General features: G+C 61.2%; 16 protein-coding genes and 1 other RNA gene. 3 read left to right on the top strand and 14 right to left on the bottom strand.

What is annotated here, in order from left to right:
- Positions 1-504: 504 nt before the first annotated feature.
- From QCE73_RS01865 to tyrS, 3 genes are read right to left on the bottom strand one after another with little or no spacing between them, the layout of a single operon-like run.
- Positions 505-1,155: a histidine phosphatase family protein gene (locus tag QCE73_RS01865; RefSeq protein WP_309879546.1), complete on the bottom strand. Its 651-nt coding sequence runs from the start codon at positions 1,153-1,155 to the stop codon at positions 505-507.
- Positions 1,152-1,610: a D-aminoacyl-tRNA deacylase gene (dtd, locus tag QCE73_RS01860; RefSeq protein WP_035497684.1), complete on the bottom strand. Its 459-nt coding sequence runs from the start codon at positions 1,608-1,610 to the stop codon at positions 1,152-1,154. The genes QCE73_RS01865 and dtd overlap by 4 nt, the downstream gene beginning before the upstream one ends.
- Before the next feature lie 4 nt (positions 1,611-1,614).
- The gene (gene tyrS / locus QCE73_RS01855) at positions 1,615-2,874 is read right to left on the bottom strand and encodes a tyrosine--tRNA ligase (protein ID WP_309879545.1); all 1,260 of its coding nucleotides are present in this window, start codon (positions 2,872-2,874) and stop codon (positions 1,615-1,617) included.
- Positions 2,875-3,254: 380 nt separating this feature from the next.
- Between tyrS and QCE73_RS01850 the strand changes: the two genes are divergently transcribed.
- The gene (locus QCE73_RS01850) at positions 3,255-4,385 is read left to right on the top strand and encodes an anhydro-N-acetylmuramic acid kinase (protein WP_404989757.1); all 1,131 of its coding nucleotides are present in this window, start codon (positions 3,255-3,257) and stop codon (positions 4,383-4,385) included.
- Positions 4,386-4,449: 64 nt separating this feature from the next.
- On the opposite strand, the gene erpA is transcribed toward QCE73_RS01850, so the two are convergent.
- The 3 genes from erpA to rplM form a co-directional block, all read right to left on the bottom strand.
- Positions 4,450-4,815 carry an iron-sulfur cluster insertion protein ErpA gene (erpA, locus tag QCE73_RS01845; protein ID WP_035497680.1) on the bottom strand — a complete coding sequence of 122 codons (366 nt, stop codon included), beginning with the start codon at positions 4,813-4,815 and terminating at the stop codon, positions 4,450-4,452.
- Between the two features lie 211 nt (positions 4,816-5,026).
- The gene (rpsI, locus tag QCE73_RS01840; protein WP_035497678.1) at positions 5,027-5,419 is read right to left on the bottom strand and encodes a 30S ribosomal protein S9; all 393 of its coding nucleotides are present in this window, start codon (positions 5,417-5,419) and stop codon (positions 5,027-5,029) included.
- An 11-nt stretch (positions 5,420-5,430) separates the two neighbouring features.
- The gene (rplM, locus tag QCE73_RS01835) at positions 5,431-5,859 is read right to left on the bottom strand and encodes a 50S ribosomal protein L13 (RefSeq protein WP_008351572.1); all 429 of its coding nucleotides are present in this window, start codon (positions 5,857-5,859) and stop codon (positions 5,431-5,433) included.
- 573 nt (positions 5,860-6,432) lie between these two features.
- Between rplM and QCE73_RS01830 the strand changes: the two genes are divergently transcribed.
- The gene (locus QCE73_RS01830; protein WP_309879544.1) at positions 6,433-6,855 is read left to right on the top strand and encodes an OsmC family protein; all 423 of its coding nucleotides are present in this window, start codon (positions 6,433-6,435) and stop codon (positions 6,853-6,855) included.
- Positions 6,856-6,921: 66 nt separating this feature from the next.
- Here QCE73_RS01830 and rnpB read toward each other — a convergent pair.
- The 3 genes from rnpB to pyrC form a co-directional block, all read right to left on the bottom strand.
- Positions 6,922-7,335: RNase P RNA component class A (gene rnpB / locus QCE73_RS01825), an RNA gene on the bottom strand.
- 12 nt (positions 7,336-7,347) lie between these two features.
- Positions 7,348-8,160, bottom strand: coding sequence for a DUF3025 domain-containing protein (locus QCE73_RS01820; RefSeq protein ID WP_309879542.1), 813 nt, complete (start codon positions 8,158-8,160; stop codon positions 7,348-7,350).
- Between the two features lie 10 nt (positions 8,161-8,170).
- Positions 8,171-9,241, bottom strand: a complete 1,071-nt coding sequence (pyrC, locus tag QCE73_RS01815) for a dihydroorotase (protein WP_309879541.1) — start codon at positions 9,239-9,241, stop codon at positions 8,171-8,173.
- A gap of 180 nt (positions 9,242-9,421) precedes the next feature.
- Here pyrC and QCE73_RS01810 point away from each other — a divergent pair, with 180 nt between their 5' ends.
- Positions 9,422-10,324: a class II glutamine amidotransferase gene (locus QCE73_RS01810; RefSeq protein ID WP_309879540.1), complete on the top strand. Its 903-nt coding sequence runs from the start codon at positions 9,422-9,424 to the stop codon at positions 10,322-10,324.
- A 48-nt stretch (positions 10,325-10,372) separates the two neighbouring features.
- Here QCE73_RS01810 and QCE73_RS01805 read toward each other — a convergent pair whose 3' ends face one another.
- The 5 genes from QCE73_RS01805 to QCE73_RS01785 form a co-directional block, all read right to left on the bottom strand.
- Entirely contained in the window at positions 10,373-11,098 is a 726-nt protein-coding gene (locus tag QCE73_RS01805) for an amino acid ABC transporter ATP-binding protein (protein WP_035497667.1), read from the bottom strand.
- The gene (gltK, locus tag QCE73_RS01800) at positions 11,095-11,772 is read right to left on the bottom strand and encodes a glutamate/aspartate ABC transporter permease GltK (protein WP_035497665.1); all 678 of its coding nucleotides are present in this window, start codon (positions 11,770-11,772) and stop codon (positions 11,095-11,097) included. The genes QCE73_RS01805 and gltK overlap by 4 nt, the downstream gene beginning before the upstream one ends.
- Positions 11,772-12,512, bottom strand: a complete 741-nt coding sequence (locus QCE73_RS01795; protein ID WP_035497664.1) for an amino acid ABC transporter permease — start codon at positions 12,510-12,512, stop codon at positions 11,772-11,774. The genes gltK and QCE73_RS01795 overlap by 1 nt, the downstream gene beginning before the upstream one ends.
- A 68-nt stretch (positions 12,513-12,580) precedes the next feature.
- Positions 12,581-13,474 carry a glutamate/aspartate ABC transporter substrate-binding protein gene (locus QCE73_RS01790; protein ID WP_035497662.1) on the bottom strand — a complete coding sequence of 298 codons (894 nt, stop codon included), beginning with the start codon at positions 13,472-13,474 and terminating at the stop codon, positions 12,581-12,583.
- A 309-nt stretch (positions 13,475-13,783) separates the two neighbouring features.
- Complete coding sequence (locus tag QCE73_RS01785) at positions 13,784-15,097, bottom strand: Glu/Leu/Phe/Val dehydrogenase (RefSeq protein WP_035497661.1); 1,314 nt, start codon at positions 15,095-15,097, stop codon at positions 13,784-13,786.
- Positions 15,098-15,157 lie beyond the last annotated feature (60 nt).

The following is a 15,157-nucleotide window of genomic DNA, read 5'->3' as shown; positions in this document are numbered from 1 at the left end:
TAGATATTCGTCGAACGAAGATTCCCAGTCCATCACTTCCTCATGCAAAGGATGAAGAAGTACCTATAATGACATGAATTTTATGACACAGTAAGACTATGCATCAGTCAACAAATCCTTCGATCCAAATTATTCGTATGGGCGCTTAAATAGTCAATCTAATATTCTGGCAAACCTTGCCCAAAGACATTACTCATAACATTTGCTCATTTTTTAATCACACGGCCGACGCGATCACGCCTAGATCACTTCGCACCACGCGAATGATTAGTAGGTCAAGACAATTATCGAAAGACTCTGTTGAAGGGATCCGGTTGAAGCACCGAATTGGGGATCACTCGAAAGCATTGCAGCCGAGAGCCAGCGGGCGAGGGCTGACTTTTCCTAACCGCTAAATGATGCGCTTACCCGGAAGGCGTGCAGACTATATATTTAGCGTGCGTGGTTTACCACGAAGCAAGCGAAGACTGAAACGAATTGCGTCGCGTCGTCAACGAAAGGGGACTAGACCTTCTTGCGAAGACTATCGTCGTCAGTATCCGTGGTCAGATGGCTGACATCCCCCCACGAAACAACGGTCGCACCGCCGCCCTCATACTCCACCACATTGACGCTGCAATTGAGCAGCGGCCACATGCGCGGTTCCTGCAGCGACAGCTTCATCGCGAATCTATAGATGCAATCGAGCACGCCGCCATGCGCGACGAGCGCGATACGCCCGCCCGGATGCGCGGCAACGATCGGTTCCATCGCATGCACGACGCGGTGATAAAACACGCGCTGCGATTCGCCGTCGCCGGGCGGTGAAAAACCGGGATCGCGCGTCTGCCATTCGACGTATTCAGCGGGAAATTTATCGTTGATTTCGTCGCTGTCGTGGCCTTGAAACGCGCCGTAAAATCGCTCGCGCAATTTTTCCGACAAACGCAATTCGAGCCCCAAAGCATCCGCGAAAGGACGCGCCGTTTGCTGCGCGCGTTGCAGATCGCTCGAATAAACCGCGTCGATACGGTTTTCGCGAGCAAGGCGCGCTCCGAGCTGTTCGGCTTGCAGGAAGCCGTGCTCGGACAACGGAATGTCGATATGCCCCTGAATGCGCTTGATGCGATTCCAGTCGGTCTCGCCGTGCCGGATGAAAAGGACCTGAGTCGTCATGGACGCACCTGAAGCCAGAAAGTAACCGGCCCGTCATTGACGAGCGACACCTGCATCTCCGCACCGAATTCGCCCGTCTCGACGATCGGATGCTTCGCGCGCGCCTGCTCGACGAAGTAATCGAAAAGCCGCTTGCCTTCGTCGGGCGGAGCGGCGGGCGTGAAACTCGGGCGCAGGCCGCTCGACGTATCCGCGGCAAGCGTGAATTGCGAGACCAGCAACACGCCGCCCGCGCGGCCCGCGCCATCCATGTTCTGCACCGGGAGGTTCATCTTGCCCGCGGCATCGCTGAACACGCGATACGCAAGCATCTTGGCGAGGAGCTTGTCGGCGGCGGCTTCGTTGTCGCCCCGTTCGGCGCAGACCAGCGCGAGCAAGCCCGCGTCGATCGCGCCGGTCACGCGCTCGCCCACGCGCACATCGGCGCGCTTCACACGCTGTATGAGCGCAATCATCGGCTTAAGCGGTCAGCGTGACGCGCGCGAAACGGCGCTTGCCCACTTGCACCACGAACTCGCCCGCCTCGATCTTCAGGCCCTTGTCGGAGACGGTCGCGCCGTCGATCTTCACGCCGCCCTGCTCGATGTTGCGCAGCGCCTCGCTCGTCGACGGCACGAGGCCCGCCTGCTTCAGCAACTGGCCGATCGCGAGCGGCGCGCCCGCGAGCGTCACCGTCGGAATGTCGTCCGGCACGCCGCCCTTCGCGCGATGGTTGAAGTCGTCGAGCGCGCGTTCCGCATCCGACGAAGAGTGAAAGCGCGTCACGAGCTCCTGCGCGAGCATCACCTTGAAGTCGCGCGGATTGCGGCCGCCCTCGGCCTCTTTCCTGAAACGCGCGATTTCCTCGATGCTGCGGAACGACAGCAACTCGAAGTAACGCCACATCAGCACATCCGAAATGCTCATCAGCTTGCCGAACATCTCGGTCGGCTTTTCGCTGATGCCGATGTAGTTGTTCTTCGACTTCGACATCTTCTCGACGCCGTCGAGACCTTCGAGCAGCGGCATCGTCAGGATGCACTGCTGTTCCTGGCCGTACTGCTTCTGCAATTCGCGGCCGACAAGCAGGTTGAACTTCTGGTCGGTGCCGCCGAGTTCGAGATCCGCGTTCAGCGCGACGGAGTCGTAACCCTGCATGAGCGGATACAGGAATTCGTGGATGGAAATGGGCACGCCGCCCTGAAAGCGCTTCGTGAAATCCTCGCGTTCGAGAATGCGCGCGACCGTGTAACGCGACGCGAGCTTGATCATGCCGTCGGCGCCGAGCGGCATCGACCATTCGCTGTTGTAGCGGATTTCGGTCTTCTCGCGATCCAGCACGAGCGCAGCCTGCTCGAAATACGTCTTCGCGTTGCTTTCGATCTGCTCGCGCGTGAGCGGCGGGCGCGTCGCGTTGCGGCCGGACGGATCGCCGATCAGCGAAGTGAAATCGCCGATCAGGAAAATGACCTGATGGCCGAGATCCTGCAACTGGCGCATCTTGTTCAGCACGACCGTATGGCCGATGTGGATGTCGGGCGCCGTCGGATCGAGACCGAGCTTGATGCGCAGCGGCTTGCCCGTCGCCGCGCTCCTTGCGAGCTTCTGCGCGAATTCGTCTTCGATCAGCAGTTCGTCGCAGCCACGTTTGGCGATGGCAAGCGCGTTTTTCACATCGTCGGTGATCGGAAAGCTCTGCGCGGCGGCGGGCGCGGAAGAAGCGTTGGAATCTGTGGTCATGCTTGCGGCTTGTGAAGTCAAAAGGGTTCGATGACTGGCGAACGGCGGCGCGATCTGGCCTCGATGCCGTCGCAGCGGTCCGGCGTGGCCGGATGGGACGCCGCGCGTCGAAACGCGGCGCGCGCGGAAAATGACGAAATCTCGCGCAATTGCTTGTTCAGGCTCAGGATTTTACGCGATGACGCGGTCATCCGCGCCGTTTCATGTCTGATGAGGCGTGTTTGACGCGGTCATCGGCGTGTCGGAATGCATTCATCGATCCAAGGCGGCGGCAGACGCGTCTTAACGATTCGACCCATAACGCGGATAATCGCCGCTTGAGCGAAACCCGGCAACATGGCATCGAAGAGGAGAGCAGCGTGCCCAAGAAAACCGAAGCAATCGAAACCGGCAAGGCGGATGGCGTGTACTTCGGTTTGATGTCCGGAACCAGCATGGATGGCGTGGACGGCGTCGCGGTGCAATTCGCGACGGGCAAGCCGCCTGTCGTGATCGGCGAAGCGCATGTGTCCTTTTCGAAAGGCTTGCGCGATGCGCTCTTCGAACTTCAATCGCCCGGCGACAACGAGCTCGAACGCGAGGCGCTCGCCGCCAATGCGCTCGCGACGCGTTACGCCGTCTGCTGTCACGAATTGCAGAGCATGAGCGGCTGTTCGGCGGCAAAGGTGCGCGCGATCGGGGTTCACGGCCAGACGGTGCGGCATCGGCCGGAGAAGGGCTACACGCGGCAGATCAACAATCCGGCGCTGCTCGCGGAGATGACCAGCATCGACGTGATCGCCGATTTCCGCAGCCGCGATGTCGCCGCGGGCGGTCAGGGCGCGCCGCTCGTGCCGGCGTTTCACGCGACGCTCTTCGGCGAAAAGAACGAGACGCGCGTCGTGTGCAATCTGGGCGGCATCAGCAATATCACGATTCTTGCGGCAAGCGGCGAAGTGCGGGGCTTCGATTGCGGACCGGCGAACGCGTTGATCGACGAATGGGCGTTGCGTCATCTGCAACGAGCCTACGACGATGGCGGGCAATTCGCGGCGCAAGGCGCGGTCCATCCGGCGCTGCTCGATGCACTTCTCGACGAGCCGTTTTTCGAGCTGCCTCCGCCGAAAAGCACGGGCCGCGATCTGTTCAACCCGGCATGGATGGACGCGAAGCTCGCCGCCTTCGCGAGCCTCGCTCCCGCCGACGTTCAGGCGACACTCACCGCGCTCACCGCATCCACTGTCGCCCGTGAGATCGCGCGTCACGCGTCGGATGTGCGCGCCGTGTACGTGTGCGGCGGCGGCGCGCGCAATCCGGTTTTGATGAAGATGCTCCAGCAGGCACTGGAAGACGGCGGCGTCGCGGGCGTGCCCGTCATGACGACCGAGGCGCTCGGCGTGCCGCCGCAGCAAGTCGAAGCATTCGCGTTCGCGTGGCTCGCGATGCGCTGTGTCGCGCGCGAGCCGGGCAATCTGCCCACGGTGACGGGTGCGTCGGGTTCGCGGGTGCTCGGCGCGATCTATCCGCACTGAAGCGCGCCCGCAAACAAAAACGGAGCCCGAAGGCTCCGTTTCGCTCACATCGATTGATTCGTGCTCAGACCGAGAACGACGAACCGCAACCGCAAGTCGTGGTGGCGTTGGGGTTCTTGATGACGAACTGCGCGCCGTTGATGTCGTCCTTATAGTCGATTTCCGCGCCGACGAGATACTGATAGCTCATCGAGTCGACCAGCAACTGCACGCCTGCCTTGTCCATCACGGTGTCGTCTTCGTTGACTTCTTCGTCGAACGTGAAACCGTACTGGAAACCCGAGCATCCGCCGCCTTGCACGAACACGCGCAGCTTCAGATCCGGATTGCCCTCTTCATCGATCAATTGCTTGACCTTGTCTGCAGCCGCGTCGGTGAAGACGAACGGCAACGGCATTTCGGTCGTGGGGGTGTCGCTGACAGCGCTCATTCGAACTCTCCAATTAAGCTTCTAACCGCTATTGTAGGGCTGATCTCAATATCGTGCCGAATGTCCATGAAATCAATGGGCTATATGCAAATTCGACATGATCCTGTTTTCGCGCGCCAAAACGAAAAAGCCGCCGGCACCAAGGTGCAGACGGCTTTTGCAGCAGTTTCGCCAGGAGCCGGTGTCCGACAACGGCGAAACGCCGAAGCGCTTAACGCTTCGAGAATTGCTTCCTGCGGCGTGCCTTGTGGAAACCGACCTTCTTACGTTCCACTTCACGCGCGTCGCGGGTGACGAAGCCTGCGTTCGACAGTTGCGACTTGAGCGTTGCGTCGTAGTCCATCAGCGCACGCGTGATGCCGTGGCGAACCGCGCCCGCTTGACCCGTCTCGCCGCCGCCATTCACGTTGACCTTGATGTCGAACGTGGTGCCGTGGTTCGTGAGTTCGAGCGGCTGACGCACGATCATCAGCGACGTTTCACGCGAGAAATAGTCGGCGATGGGCTTGCCATTGACGATGATCTCGCCCTTGCCCGACTTGATGAAGACGCGAGCGACGGCGCTCTTGCGGCGGCCCGTACCGTAGTTCCAGTTACCGATCATGTGGGCTCCCCTTAGATCTCGAGCGCTTTAGGCTGTTGAGCCGTATGCGGATGCGTTGCTTCGGCGTAGACCTTCAGCTTCTTGATCATCGCGTAGCCGAGCGGACCCTTCGGAAGCATGCCCTTGACAGCCTTCTCGAGCGCGCGGCCCGGGAAACGCTCTTGCATCTTGCCGAACGTCGTTTCGTAGATGCCGCCCGGGTAACCCGAGTGACGATAGTACTTCTTGTCCGTGGTCTTGTTGCCGGTGACCTTCAGCTTGCCGGCATTGACGACGATGATGAAATCACCGGTGTCGACGTGCGGGGTGAATTCAGGCTTATGCTTGCCGCGAAGACGGCGTGCCACTTCGCTGGCGACACGGCCGAGAACCTTATCCGTCGCGTCAATCACGTACCATTCGCGCGTCACCTCTTCGGCTTTTGCGGAAAACGTCTTCATGATCGATCCAAAAAATTGATCTGCCCTTGAACTTTGCGTTGTTCGGCCCTGCTTATATGAGTGCGTTCGAGACGCGTGCAGGCTCTCACAAGCCTCTCTCCGCGGGCGTGTAGCGAAGAGAACTTTGAATTATAAAGGGAATTTGGCTGCTACGTCAAAGATTTGCTTTGCGCGACGCGAGGACGAAAAAAAGCCCGGGCAGCTGAGGCTCGGGCTTAATCCACCAAGGAGGAGGTGGAGGAGACAGAACCGAGTATAGGCACGGTCATGCTGCAAAGCAAGAAGATTTGCATCGTGAAAGCGAATTTCACTATTTGAAATATAAAGAAGATGAATGTCGCACAGGATTCTCTCTAATTTTCATATACTTACGAAAGTTTCGCCTCGATCATCCGGCATGTTTCGACTTTAGAGGCCATCCTCAACTTGAAATCTTGTCGTCGACCGACGAACCGCCTCGCCGATTTTCGCTTCGTCAACCCGTGGATGCTCGTAAGCAGTGACCCGTCGAGAATCCCTGAACCGCTACAATAAAGTCTCTGTAACGACGCGCTGAGCAGCTGGAGCCTGAGCATGGAATGCAAAGTTAGCTGGATGGGACAAGACGGCATGGCCTTCGCCGCCGAAGCGGGAAGCGGCCATCTCGTCAATATGGATGGCGCACCGGAAGGCGGCGGCCGCAATCTCGCGCCGCGCCCGATGGAAATGGTGCTGCTCGGCACCGGCGGCTGCACGGCCTACGACGTCGTGATGATTCTGAAGAAGAGCCGCCAGGAAATCCAGGGCTGCTCGGTCACGCTCAAGGCGGATCGCGCGAGCGAAGATCCGAAGGTCTTCACGAAGATTCATTTTCATTTCACCGTGACCGGCAAGAACCTGAACCCGGCGACGGTCGAGCGCGCGATCAATCTGTCGCACGACAAATATTGCTCGGCGTCGATCATGCTGGCGAAGACCGCGGAGCTCACGCATTCGTTCGAGATCGTCGAAGCGTAAGTCCAAGCGCAAGCCGAAACGAAAAGAGCCGACGTCGCGAGACGCCGGCTCTTCTCTTTTGAATGACGACAAAGCGGGCCGATAAGCCGGATTCTGTGCACGCGCCGACCGAAACCGAACGCGCGTGGCAATCATTCCTCTAGACGCGCCATTGCTGACGCGCTCAAGCTTCCTACCCGCAGACGGACGGGGGCCCCGTCCTGCATCGCGTGGATGCGCGCCTGCCTATTTGGAATTGCTCCGGGTGGAGGTTACCGTGCCGGATCGTCTCGCGACGTCCGCGGTGCGCTCTTACCGCACCGTTTCACCCTTACCTGATCTCCGGACTTGCGCCCGGAGCCATCGGCGGTTTGCTTTCTGTTGCCCTGTTCCGCGTGTTGCCACGGATGGCCGTTAGCCATCACCCTGCCCTGTGGAGTCCGGACTTTCCTCGCCCTCTTCGGCCGAAGCCGTCGAAGCCGCGATTGCCTGGCCCGCTTTGCGGCATCGATTCTAACATTGGCGATTACGGCGGCCCGGGCGAAACACGGAGACATCGTCGTAGAAATCGGGCGATGCGTTCGCCGTCCACCAGCCCGGCACGCCCAGCACCGGCAGCGGCGCGAACGCGCGGCTATCCAGCGGCCCTGCGTTCAGGCCCCGCGCCACACGTTCGTCGATCAGTGCGCGGCGCGCGGCATCGTCGAGCGTGAAATAGTCGGCGGGAACGTCGACGATCCACGCGTGCCCCGTGCACGCCTTGTACGGCGCGACGAGCTTCTCCAGCAACGCGTGCCCGAAGATGCGCGCCTCGCAGCGCCTACCCCACGCCGCGCGCTCGTCGACGAATAGCTTGCGCCAGCCGAAGCCGCGCAGCGCATCCGCGAGCGATGCATCGGCGCAGGCGAAGAGCACTGCGTTTTCGTCGAAGAGCGTGAGCGCGTCGCGCACGCCGCCGCGCGTCGGACCGACGCCGAGCGCATCGATTTGCTGCGCCTGTCGCGCGTTGAGCGTCGCCTTGATGCGCGGATACGCGAACCACATCGAGGCGTTGAAGAAATCGTGGAGATTGTGGCGGGTGGGCACGCGGCCGGTCTGCGCGATATGCCCTTCGTACGAAGCGCCGATTGGCAGCTCTTCCTGTGCGATGAACGCGAGCGGCTCGCCGCGCCCGGTCACGAGCGAGGCCGACGCCGCGTCTTCGTTGAGCGTCGCGAGGTATTCGTCGTAACCGGCGAGCGCCGCCGCCTGCCAGCGCCTGCCGCGCGCTTCGATCGACGCGAGCCAGGGTCGCGCCCAGTCGATATCCGCGAAACCCGCGCTCACGTTCGCGGCGTCAATGCGCGTCGGAGAAGCGCCAGTTGATCGAGTCACCGCCGCGCAACGGCACGATGGTCGAGTCGCCGGCGGTGAATTCGGCGGGCAGCGTCCAGGAGCCGCGTTCCAGCGTCACCGTTTCCGCACTGCGCGGCAGGCCGTAGAAGTCCGCGCCGTGGAAGCTCGCGAAGCCTTCGAGCTTGTCGAGTGCGCCGGCCTTGTCGAAGGTTTCGGCGTAGAGTTCGAGCGCGTGCAGCGCCGTGTAGCAGCCCGCGCAGCCGCACGCGTGTTCCTTCAGGCCTTTCGGATGCGGCGCGCTGTCCGTGCCGAGGAAATAGCGCGCATTGCCGGACGTCGCCGCTTCGACGAGCGCCACGCGATGTGTCTCGCGCTTGAGCACCGGCAGGCAGTAGTAATGCGGCCGCATGCCGCCGACCAGCATGATGTTGCGGTTGTAAAGCAGATGATGCGCGGTGATCGTCGCCCCGATCGGACCTTCGGCCTCGCGCACGTAATCCGCGGCGTCCTTCGTCGTGATGTGCTCGAACACGACCTTCAACGCCGGAAAATCGCGGCGCAGCGGCGTCATCACGCGGTCGATGAAGACCTTCTCGCGATCGAATACGTCGATGTCGCCATCGGTCACTTCGCCGTGCACCAGGAGCGGCATGCCGGTTTCCTGCATCGCTTCGAGCGTCTTCGCGCACTTTCCGAGGTCCGTCACGCCCGCGTCGGAATTGGTCGTCGCGCCCGCCGGATACAGCTTCACGCCATGCACGAAGCCGCTGTCTTTCGCGCGACGGATCTCGTCGGGCGGCGTGTTGTCGGTGAGATAGAGCGTCATCAGCGGCTCGAAGCGCGCGGCCGCGCCCTCTTTCGGCAACGCCGCCAGGATGCGCTCGCGGTACGCCGCGGCCAACGCGGTCGTCGTCACGGGCGGCTTCAGGTTCGGCATGATGATCGCGCGGCCGAACTGGCGCGCCGTGTGCGGCAGGACGGCCGCGAGCGTCGCGCCGTCGCGCACGTGCAGATGCCAGTCGTCGGGACGCGCGATCGTGAGCGAATTGGGCGAGGATGAGTTAGCGGACATGGCGTGATGACGGGGAACGTTGGAATGGCGCAAGTCCACGCGAGGAGGAAAAAAAACCGCCGTGGGAATTCCACAACGCGCGCCGTTATGAGCGGTTGCGCGATTTTTTCGGCCCGACCTCGGTGATATGCTTGTCGTACGTATTGTAACAACAGGCCATAAGCCGCCCGCCCCAGCATCATGTGCCAACTTCTCGGAATGAATTGCGCCGAACCGACCGACGTGACGTTCTCGTTCACCGGTTTCGCGGCGCGCGGCGGCGTCACGGATCATCATGCCGACGGCTGGGGTATCGCGTTCTTCGAGGACAAGGCCTGCCGGCTCTTCATCGATCATCAGTCGTCGGCCAGCTCGCCGCTCGCCGATATGGTGAAGCGTTATCCGATCAAATCGAAGAACACGATCGCGCATATCCGCAAGGCGACGCAGGGGCATATCCTGCTCGAGAACTGCCATCCGTTCATGCGCGAATTGTGGGGCCGTCACTGGATCTTCGCGCACAACGGCGATCTGAAAGGCCATTCGCCCGAACTCACCGGCGTGTACCAGCCGGTCGGCACAACCGATAGCGAGCTCGCGTTCTGTGCGCTGCTGCAAGGCCTGCGCCGCGCGTTTCCGTGCTCGCAGCCGCCGCTCGACGAACTCTTCGACGCGCTCGCCGGGCTCACCCGCGACATCACGCAATACGGCGTCTTCAATTTCCTGATGTCGAACGGACAGGCGCTCTTCTCGCACTGTTCGACGCATTTGTACTATCTGGTGCGTAGCTGGCCGTTCTCGACGGCGCATCTGATCGACGCGGACATGTCGATCGACTTCGCCAAATACACGACGCCGGAAGACCGCGTCGCCGTGATCGCCACGTCGCCGCTCACCGACAATGAAACCTGGACGCGCTTCGCCCCCGGCGATCTCGCGATGTTCCAGAAAGGCGATCTCTCGCGCACGGTGAATATTCCCGTGCCGGAGGAGATCGCGAAGAAGGCGGCGGAGCCGCTCGCGAAGGCGTGCGTCGGGTCGGCGCTGAAAATCGGTGAGATTCAGACGACAGCGGCGGTGGAATCGGAACTCGGAATCGAATAAAAAAACGGCGCTTCTTTTCGGAAGCGCCGTTTTTCTTTCACGACAGGGTCAGTGCAGGATCTTCGCCAAGAAGTCCTTCGCGCGATCCGACCGCGGATTCGCGAAGAACGCTTCCTTCTGATCATCCTCGACGATCAATCCCTTGTCCATGAAGATCACGCGGTTCGCCACCTTCTTCGCGAAGCCCATTTCGTGCGTCACGCACATCATGGTCATGCCTTCCTGCGCGAGTTCGACCATCACGTCGAGCACTTCGTTGATCATCTCCGGATCGAGCGCGGACGTCGGCTCGTCGAAGAGCATCGCGATCGGGTCCATCGACAACGCCCGCGCAATCGCCACGCGCTGCTGCTGACCGCCGGAAAGCTGACCCGGAAACTTGTCGGCGTGCGCACGCAGGCCGACGCGATCCAGCAGCTTCAAACCCTTCTGCATCGCTTCGTCGTTCGAGCGGCCGAGCACCTTGATCTGCGCGAGCGTCAGGTTCTGCGTGATCGTCAGATGCGGAAACAGCTCGAAGTGCTGAAACACCATGCCGACCTTCGAGCGCAGCTTCGACAAGTTGGTCTTCTTGTCCGTGAGCGATTGCCCGTTGATCGTGATCTCGCCCTTCTGGAACGGTTCGAGGCCGTTCACGGTCTTGATGAGCGTCGACTTGCCCGAACCCGACGGGCCGCACACCACGACGACCTCGCCCTTCTTCACTTCGGTCGTGCAGTCCGTCAACACCTGGAACTGCCCGTACCACTTGGAAACATTCTTGATAGAGATCATCTTGCGACCTTTTTCTGAAGACTTTTGACGAGGGCCGACGCCACCACGCAGATCACGAAATAGCACGCACCCGCGAACAGGACCATTTCGACGGACGTGCCGTCGCGATCCCCGATGTTCGTCGCCGTGCGGAAGAAGTCCGCGAGACTGATGACGTAGACGAGCGACGTATCCTGAAACAGCACGATCGCCTGCGTGAGCAGCAGCGGCACCATCGCACGGAACGCCTGCGGCAGCACGACGAGCTGCATCGCCTGGCCGTACGTCATGCCGAGCGCGAAGGCCGCGTTCACCTGACCGCGCGGCACCGCCTGAATGCCCGCGCGAATGATTTCCGAATAGTACGCGGCCTCGAAGAGCGAGAACGCGACCATCGCCGAAGCGAGACGAATGTCGATGTCCGCCGACAGCCCGAGCACGTTCTGCAGCAGTTGCGGCACGATCAGGAAGAACCACAGCAGCACCATCACGAGCGGGATCGAGCGGAACAGCGTGACGTACGCGCTCGCGAACCATTGCAGCGGCTTCACGCCCGAGAGACGGAACAGCGCGAGCACGGTGCCCCACACGATGCCGACGACGATCGCGAGCACCGTGATCTGCAACGTGATCTTGGCGCCCGTCATCAGCGTGGGCCACTGCGCAAGAATGTCACTCCAGTTGAACTGATGCATCACTTGCCTCCGATGTAGCCAGGCAGCCGCGTCTTCGCTTCGACCCAGCGCATCAACTGCATCACGACCAGATTGATGAGCATGTAAGCGACCGTCACCGCGATGAACGACTCATAGGTCTGCGCCGTGTAGTCGACGAGCTGGCGCGCCTGTGCGGACAGATCCAGCAGACCGATGGTCGACGCCACCGCCGAATTCTTGAAGACGTTGAGAAATTCCGACGTGAGCGGCGGCACGATGATGCGGTACGCGACCGGCATCAGCACGTAACGATACGTCTGCCATTGCGTGAAGCCCATCGCGAGACCCGCGTTGCGCTGTCCGCGCGGCAGCGCGTTGATGCCCGAGCGCACCTGCTCGCATACGCGCGCGCCGGTGAAGAGCCCGAGACAGATGATCGACGACGAGAAGAACTGCGCGCTGGGCGGCAGTTGCTTGAACCAGTTGCCCATGGAAGGCGGCAGCAACTCCGGTATCACGAGATACCAGACGAAGAATTGCACGATCAGCGGAATATTGCGGAAGATCGCGACGTAGACGGTGCCGATGCCCGCCAGCGTGCGATTCGGGACCGTGCGCAAGATGCCGAACAACGAGCCGACCACGAGCGCGATCACCCAGGCCGCGAGCGACACGGTAATCGTCACCCAGAAGCCGGAGATCAGCCAGCCGAGATAGGTCGTGGGCTCGCCGGTCGAAACCGGACTCAGCAGGACGCCCCAGTTCCAGTGATAAGACATGGACTCACTCCAAAAAGAAACGGAAGAAGCAAGCTCCTTCCGTTTCGTTCGTTCGAGACTCGAACCGGTTAGTCGATTGCCTTGTCATTCGGGCTCTTGTAGAGAGCCTTCATGTCTTCACTTTCGGGGAAGTTGAGGTTGAGACCCTTCGGCGGGATCGGGCTTTCGAACCACTTCTTGTAGATCTTGTCCGCGTCGCCCGACGTTTCGACCTTGGCGATCGCGTCGTCGACGACCTTCTTGAACTCCGGATCGTTCTTGCGGATCATGCAGCCGTACGCTTCATGCGATTGCGGCGCGCCGACGATCACGAAATCGTTCGGGTTGTTCGACTTGGCGCGCTCGCCGGCGAGCAGTGCATCGTCCATCATGAACGCGACCGCGCGGCCCGTCGACAGCGTCAGGAACGACTCGCCGTGGTCCTTCGCGCTGATGATGTTCATGCCCATGTTCTTGTCCTGATTCATCTTGCGAAGCAGGCGCTCGGACGTGGTGCCGGCCGTGGTCACGACGGTCTTGCCCTTCAGATCGGCCCAGTCCTTCACGCCCGAATCCTTCTTGGTCATGAGGCGCGTGCCGATCACGAAGATCGTGTTCGAGAAGGAGACTTGCTGCTGGCGTTCGGCGTTGTTCGTGGTCGAGCCGCACTCGATATCGACGGTGCCGTTCTGCACGAGCGGAATGCGGTTCTGCGACGTGATCGGCGTGAGCTTGACCTTCAGGTCCTGCATGCCCAGCTTCTGCTTGACGGCTTCGACGACCTTCAGCGCGAACTCGTGCGAGTAGCCGACGACGTTCTGCTTGTCGTCATAGTAGGAAAAGGGAATGGACGATTCGCGATGCCCCAGCGAGATCACGCCCGTGTCCTTGATCTTCTTCAGCGTGCCGGCGTCTTGCGCATACGCGCCGGTTGCGAGAAACCCGAGCGCGGCGACGAGCAGCGCAGCCTTTTTAACCTTCATGTGTTCGATCTCCTGTGGCGAAAAACCGGGGCAAGTTTAGCAGGGTAATTATTCTGAAAGAATGATTGTTAACCCAAGCCGTCTTATTTGTGAGACGCCCGATTGCAGTAGGGTTGCAACTGGTTGCGACCGCGCATATTACTGTCGTTTTCGCGCGGATGCTTGACCGAATACAACTAGCCGGTCGACTTGTAGCTTTCATGCAAATGCGGGCGGCATTTCCGACGAAATGCCGCCCGCATCGTTCAAAGGGCGCGAACGCCGTCCGCATCTCGCGGACCGTTGTGACGAACGCGCCGTCGCATCGGATCAGGGATAGAGGCCGCGCATCTCGCGCGCCTGCAGAATCCGCGTACACGCGACGATAAACGCCGCCGTGCGCACCGACACCTTGTGCTCGCTCGCGACCTGCCACACGCCGGCGAACGCTTCGCGCATCACGCGTTCGAGACGCTGATTGATCTCGTCCTCGGTCCAGAAGAAGCTCGAGAAGTCCTGCACCCACTCGAAGTACGAAACCGTCACGCCGCCCGCGTTCGCGATGACGTCCGGAATCACGAGCACGCCCTTGTCGGTCAGGATGTCATCGGCCGCGGTCGTGGTCGGGCCGTTCGCGCCTTCGACGACGATCTTCGTGCGAATCTTCGATGCGTTCTTCTCGGTGATCTGGTTTTCCAGCGCGGCCGGAATCAGGATGTCGCTTTCGATCATCCAGAACTCTTCGGCCTGCACGGGATCCGCGCCCGCGAAGCCGCCGACGCCGCCGTTCTTCGCGACGTGATCGAGCAGCGCGACCGCATCGATGCCTTTCGAGTTGTGAATCGTGCCCGTGTGATCCTGCACGGCGATCACGCGCGCGCCCGCTTCCTGGAACAGCTTGGCCGCGATGCCGCCCACGTTGCCGAAGCCCTGCACCGCGATTCGCGCGCCTTCGATATCCATGCCGATGCGCCGCGCCGCCTCCGTGCCGACGACGAACACGCCGCGGCCCGTCGCTTCCTTGCGGCCGAGCGAGCCGCCGAGCGAGATCGGCTTGCCGGTCACGACGCCCGTTGCCGTCTGGCCCTGGTTCATGGAGTACGTGTCCATCATCCACGCCATGATCTGCTCGTTCGTGTTGACGTCCGGCGCGGGAATGTCCGTGTTCGGCCCGATGATGATGCCGATCTCGCTGGTGTACCGGCGCGTTACGCGCTCGAGCTCGCCGCGCGACAGCGTGCGCGGATCGACGCGGATACCGCCCTTCGCGCCGCCGTACGGCACGTTCACGGCCGCGTTCTTCACCGACATCCACGCGGACAGCGCCATCACTTCGGAGAGCGTCACGTCCTGGTGATAACGAACGCCGCCCTTGCCCGGGCCGCGCGACGTGTTGTGCTGCACGCGATAGCCTTCGAAGTGCGCGACGGTGCCGTTATCGAGTTCGATCGGGCAATCGACGATGAGGATGCGCTTCGGGCGCTTGAGCGTTTCGAGCCAGCGGGAGAGAGAACCGAGATACGGGGCGACGCGATCGACCTGGCGAAGATAGTTTCCCCAGGGACCGAGATCATCGGCATGGAGATACGACGGGATGGCGTGTTTTGCGTCCGGCGCTTGCACAGGTTGCTTCGAGGCAGACATTGATGCTCCAGCGGTGAAGGGATGGGCACATTGTCGAAAAACGCCGATTCCAAATCCAAT

It is taken from the genome of Caballeronia sp. LZ029, assembly GCF_031451275.1.
GTDB classification, from domain to species: domain Bacteria; phylum Pseudomonadota; class Gammaproteobacteria; order Burkholderiales; family Burkholderiaceae; genus Caballeronia; species Caballeronia jiangsuensis.
This window is presented reverse-complemented; position numbering and strand designations above follow the sequence as displayed.

Excerpts from the sequence above, each read along its gene's own strand:
- QCE73_RS01865 (WP_309879546.1), bottom strand. The coding sequence starts at position 1,155 with ATGACGACTCAGGTCCTTTTCATCCGGCACGGCGAGACCGACTGGAAT.
- dtd (WP_035497684.1), bottom strand. The coding sequence starts at position 1,610 with ATGATTGCGCTCATACAGCGTGTGAAGCGCGCCGATGTGCGCGTGGGC.
- tyrS (WP_309879545.1), bottom strand. The coding sequence starts at position 2,874 with ATGACCACAGATTCCAACGCTTCTTCCGCGCCCGCCGCCGCGCAGAGC.
- erpA (WP_035497680.1), bottom strand. The coding sequence starts at position 4,815 with ATGAGCGCTGTCAGCGACACCCCCACGACCGAAATGCCGTTGCCGTTC.
- rpsI (WP_035497678.1), bottom strand. The coding sequence starts at position 5,419 with ATGATCGGTAACTGGAACTACGGTACGGGCCGCCGCAAGAGCGCCGTC.
- rplM (WP_008351572.1), bottom strand. The coding sequence starts at position 5,859 with ATGAAGACGTTTTCCGCAAAAGCCGAAGAGGTGACGCGCGAATGGTAC.
- QCE73_RS01830 (WP_309879544.1), top strand. The coding sequence starts at position 6,433 with ATGGAATGCAAAGTTAGCTGGATGGGACAAGACGGCATGGCCTTCGCC.
- pyrC (WP_309879541.1), bottom strand. The coding sequence starts at position 9,241 with ATGTCCGCTAACTCATCCTCGCCCAATTCGCTCACGATCGCGCGTCCC.
- QCE73_RS01810 (WP_309879540.1), top strand. The coding sequence starts at position 9,422 with ATGTGCCAACTTCTCGGAATGAATTGCGCCGAACCGACCGACGTGACG.
- QCE73_RS01805 (WP_035497667.1), bottom strand. The coding sequence starts at position 11,098 with ATGATCTCTATCAAGAATGTTTCCAAGTGGTACGGGCAGTTCCAGGTG.
- gltK (WP_035497665.1), bottom strand. The coding sequence starts at position 11,772 with ATGCATCAGTTCAACTGGAGTGACATTCTTGCGCAGTGGCCCACGCTG.
- QCE73_RS01795 (WP_035497664.1), bottom strand. The coding sequence starts at position 12,512 with ATGTCTTATCACTGGAACTGGGGCGTCCTGCTGAGTCCGGTTTCGACC.
- QCE73_RS01790 (WP_035497662.1), bottom strand. The coding sequence starts at position 13,474 with ATGAAGGTTAAAAAGGCTGCGCTGCTCGTCGCCGCGCTCGGGTTTCTC.
- QCE73_RS01785 (WP_035497661.1), bottom strand. The coding sequence starts at position 15,097 with ATGTCTGCCTCGAAGCAACCTGTGCAAGCGCCGGACGCAAAACACGCC.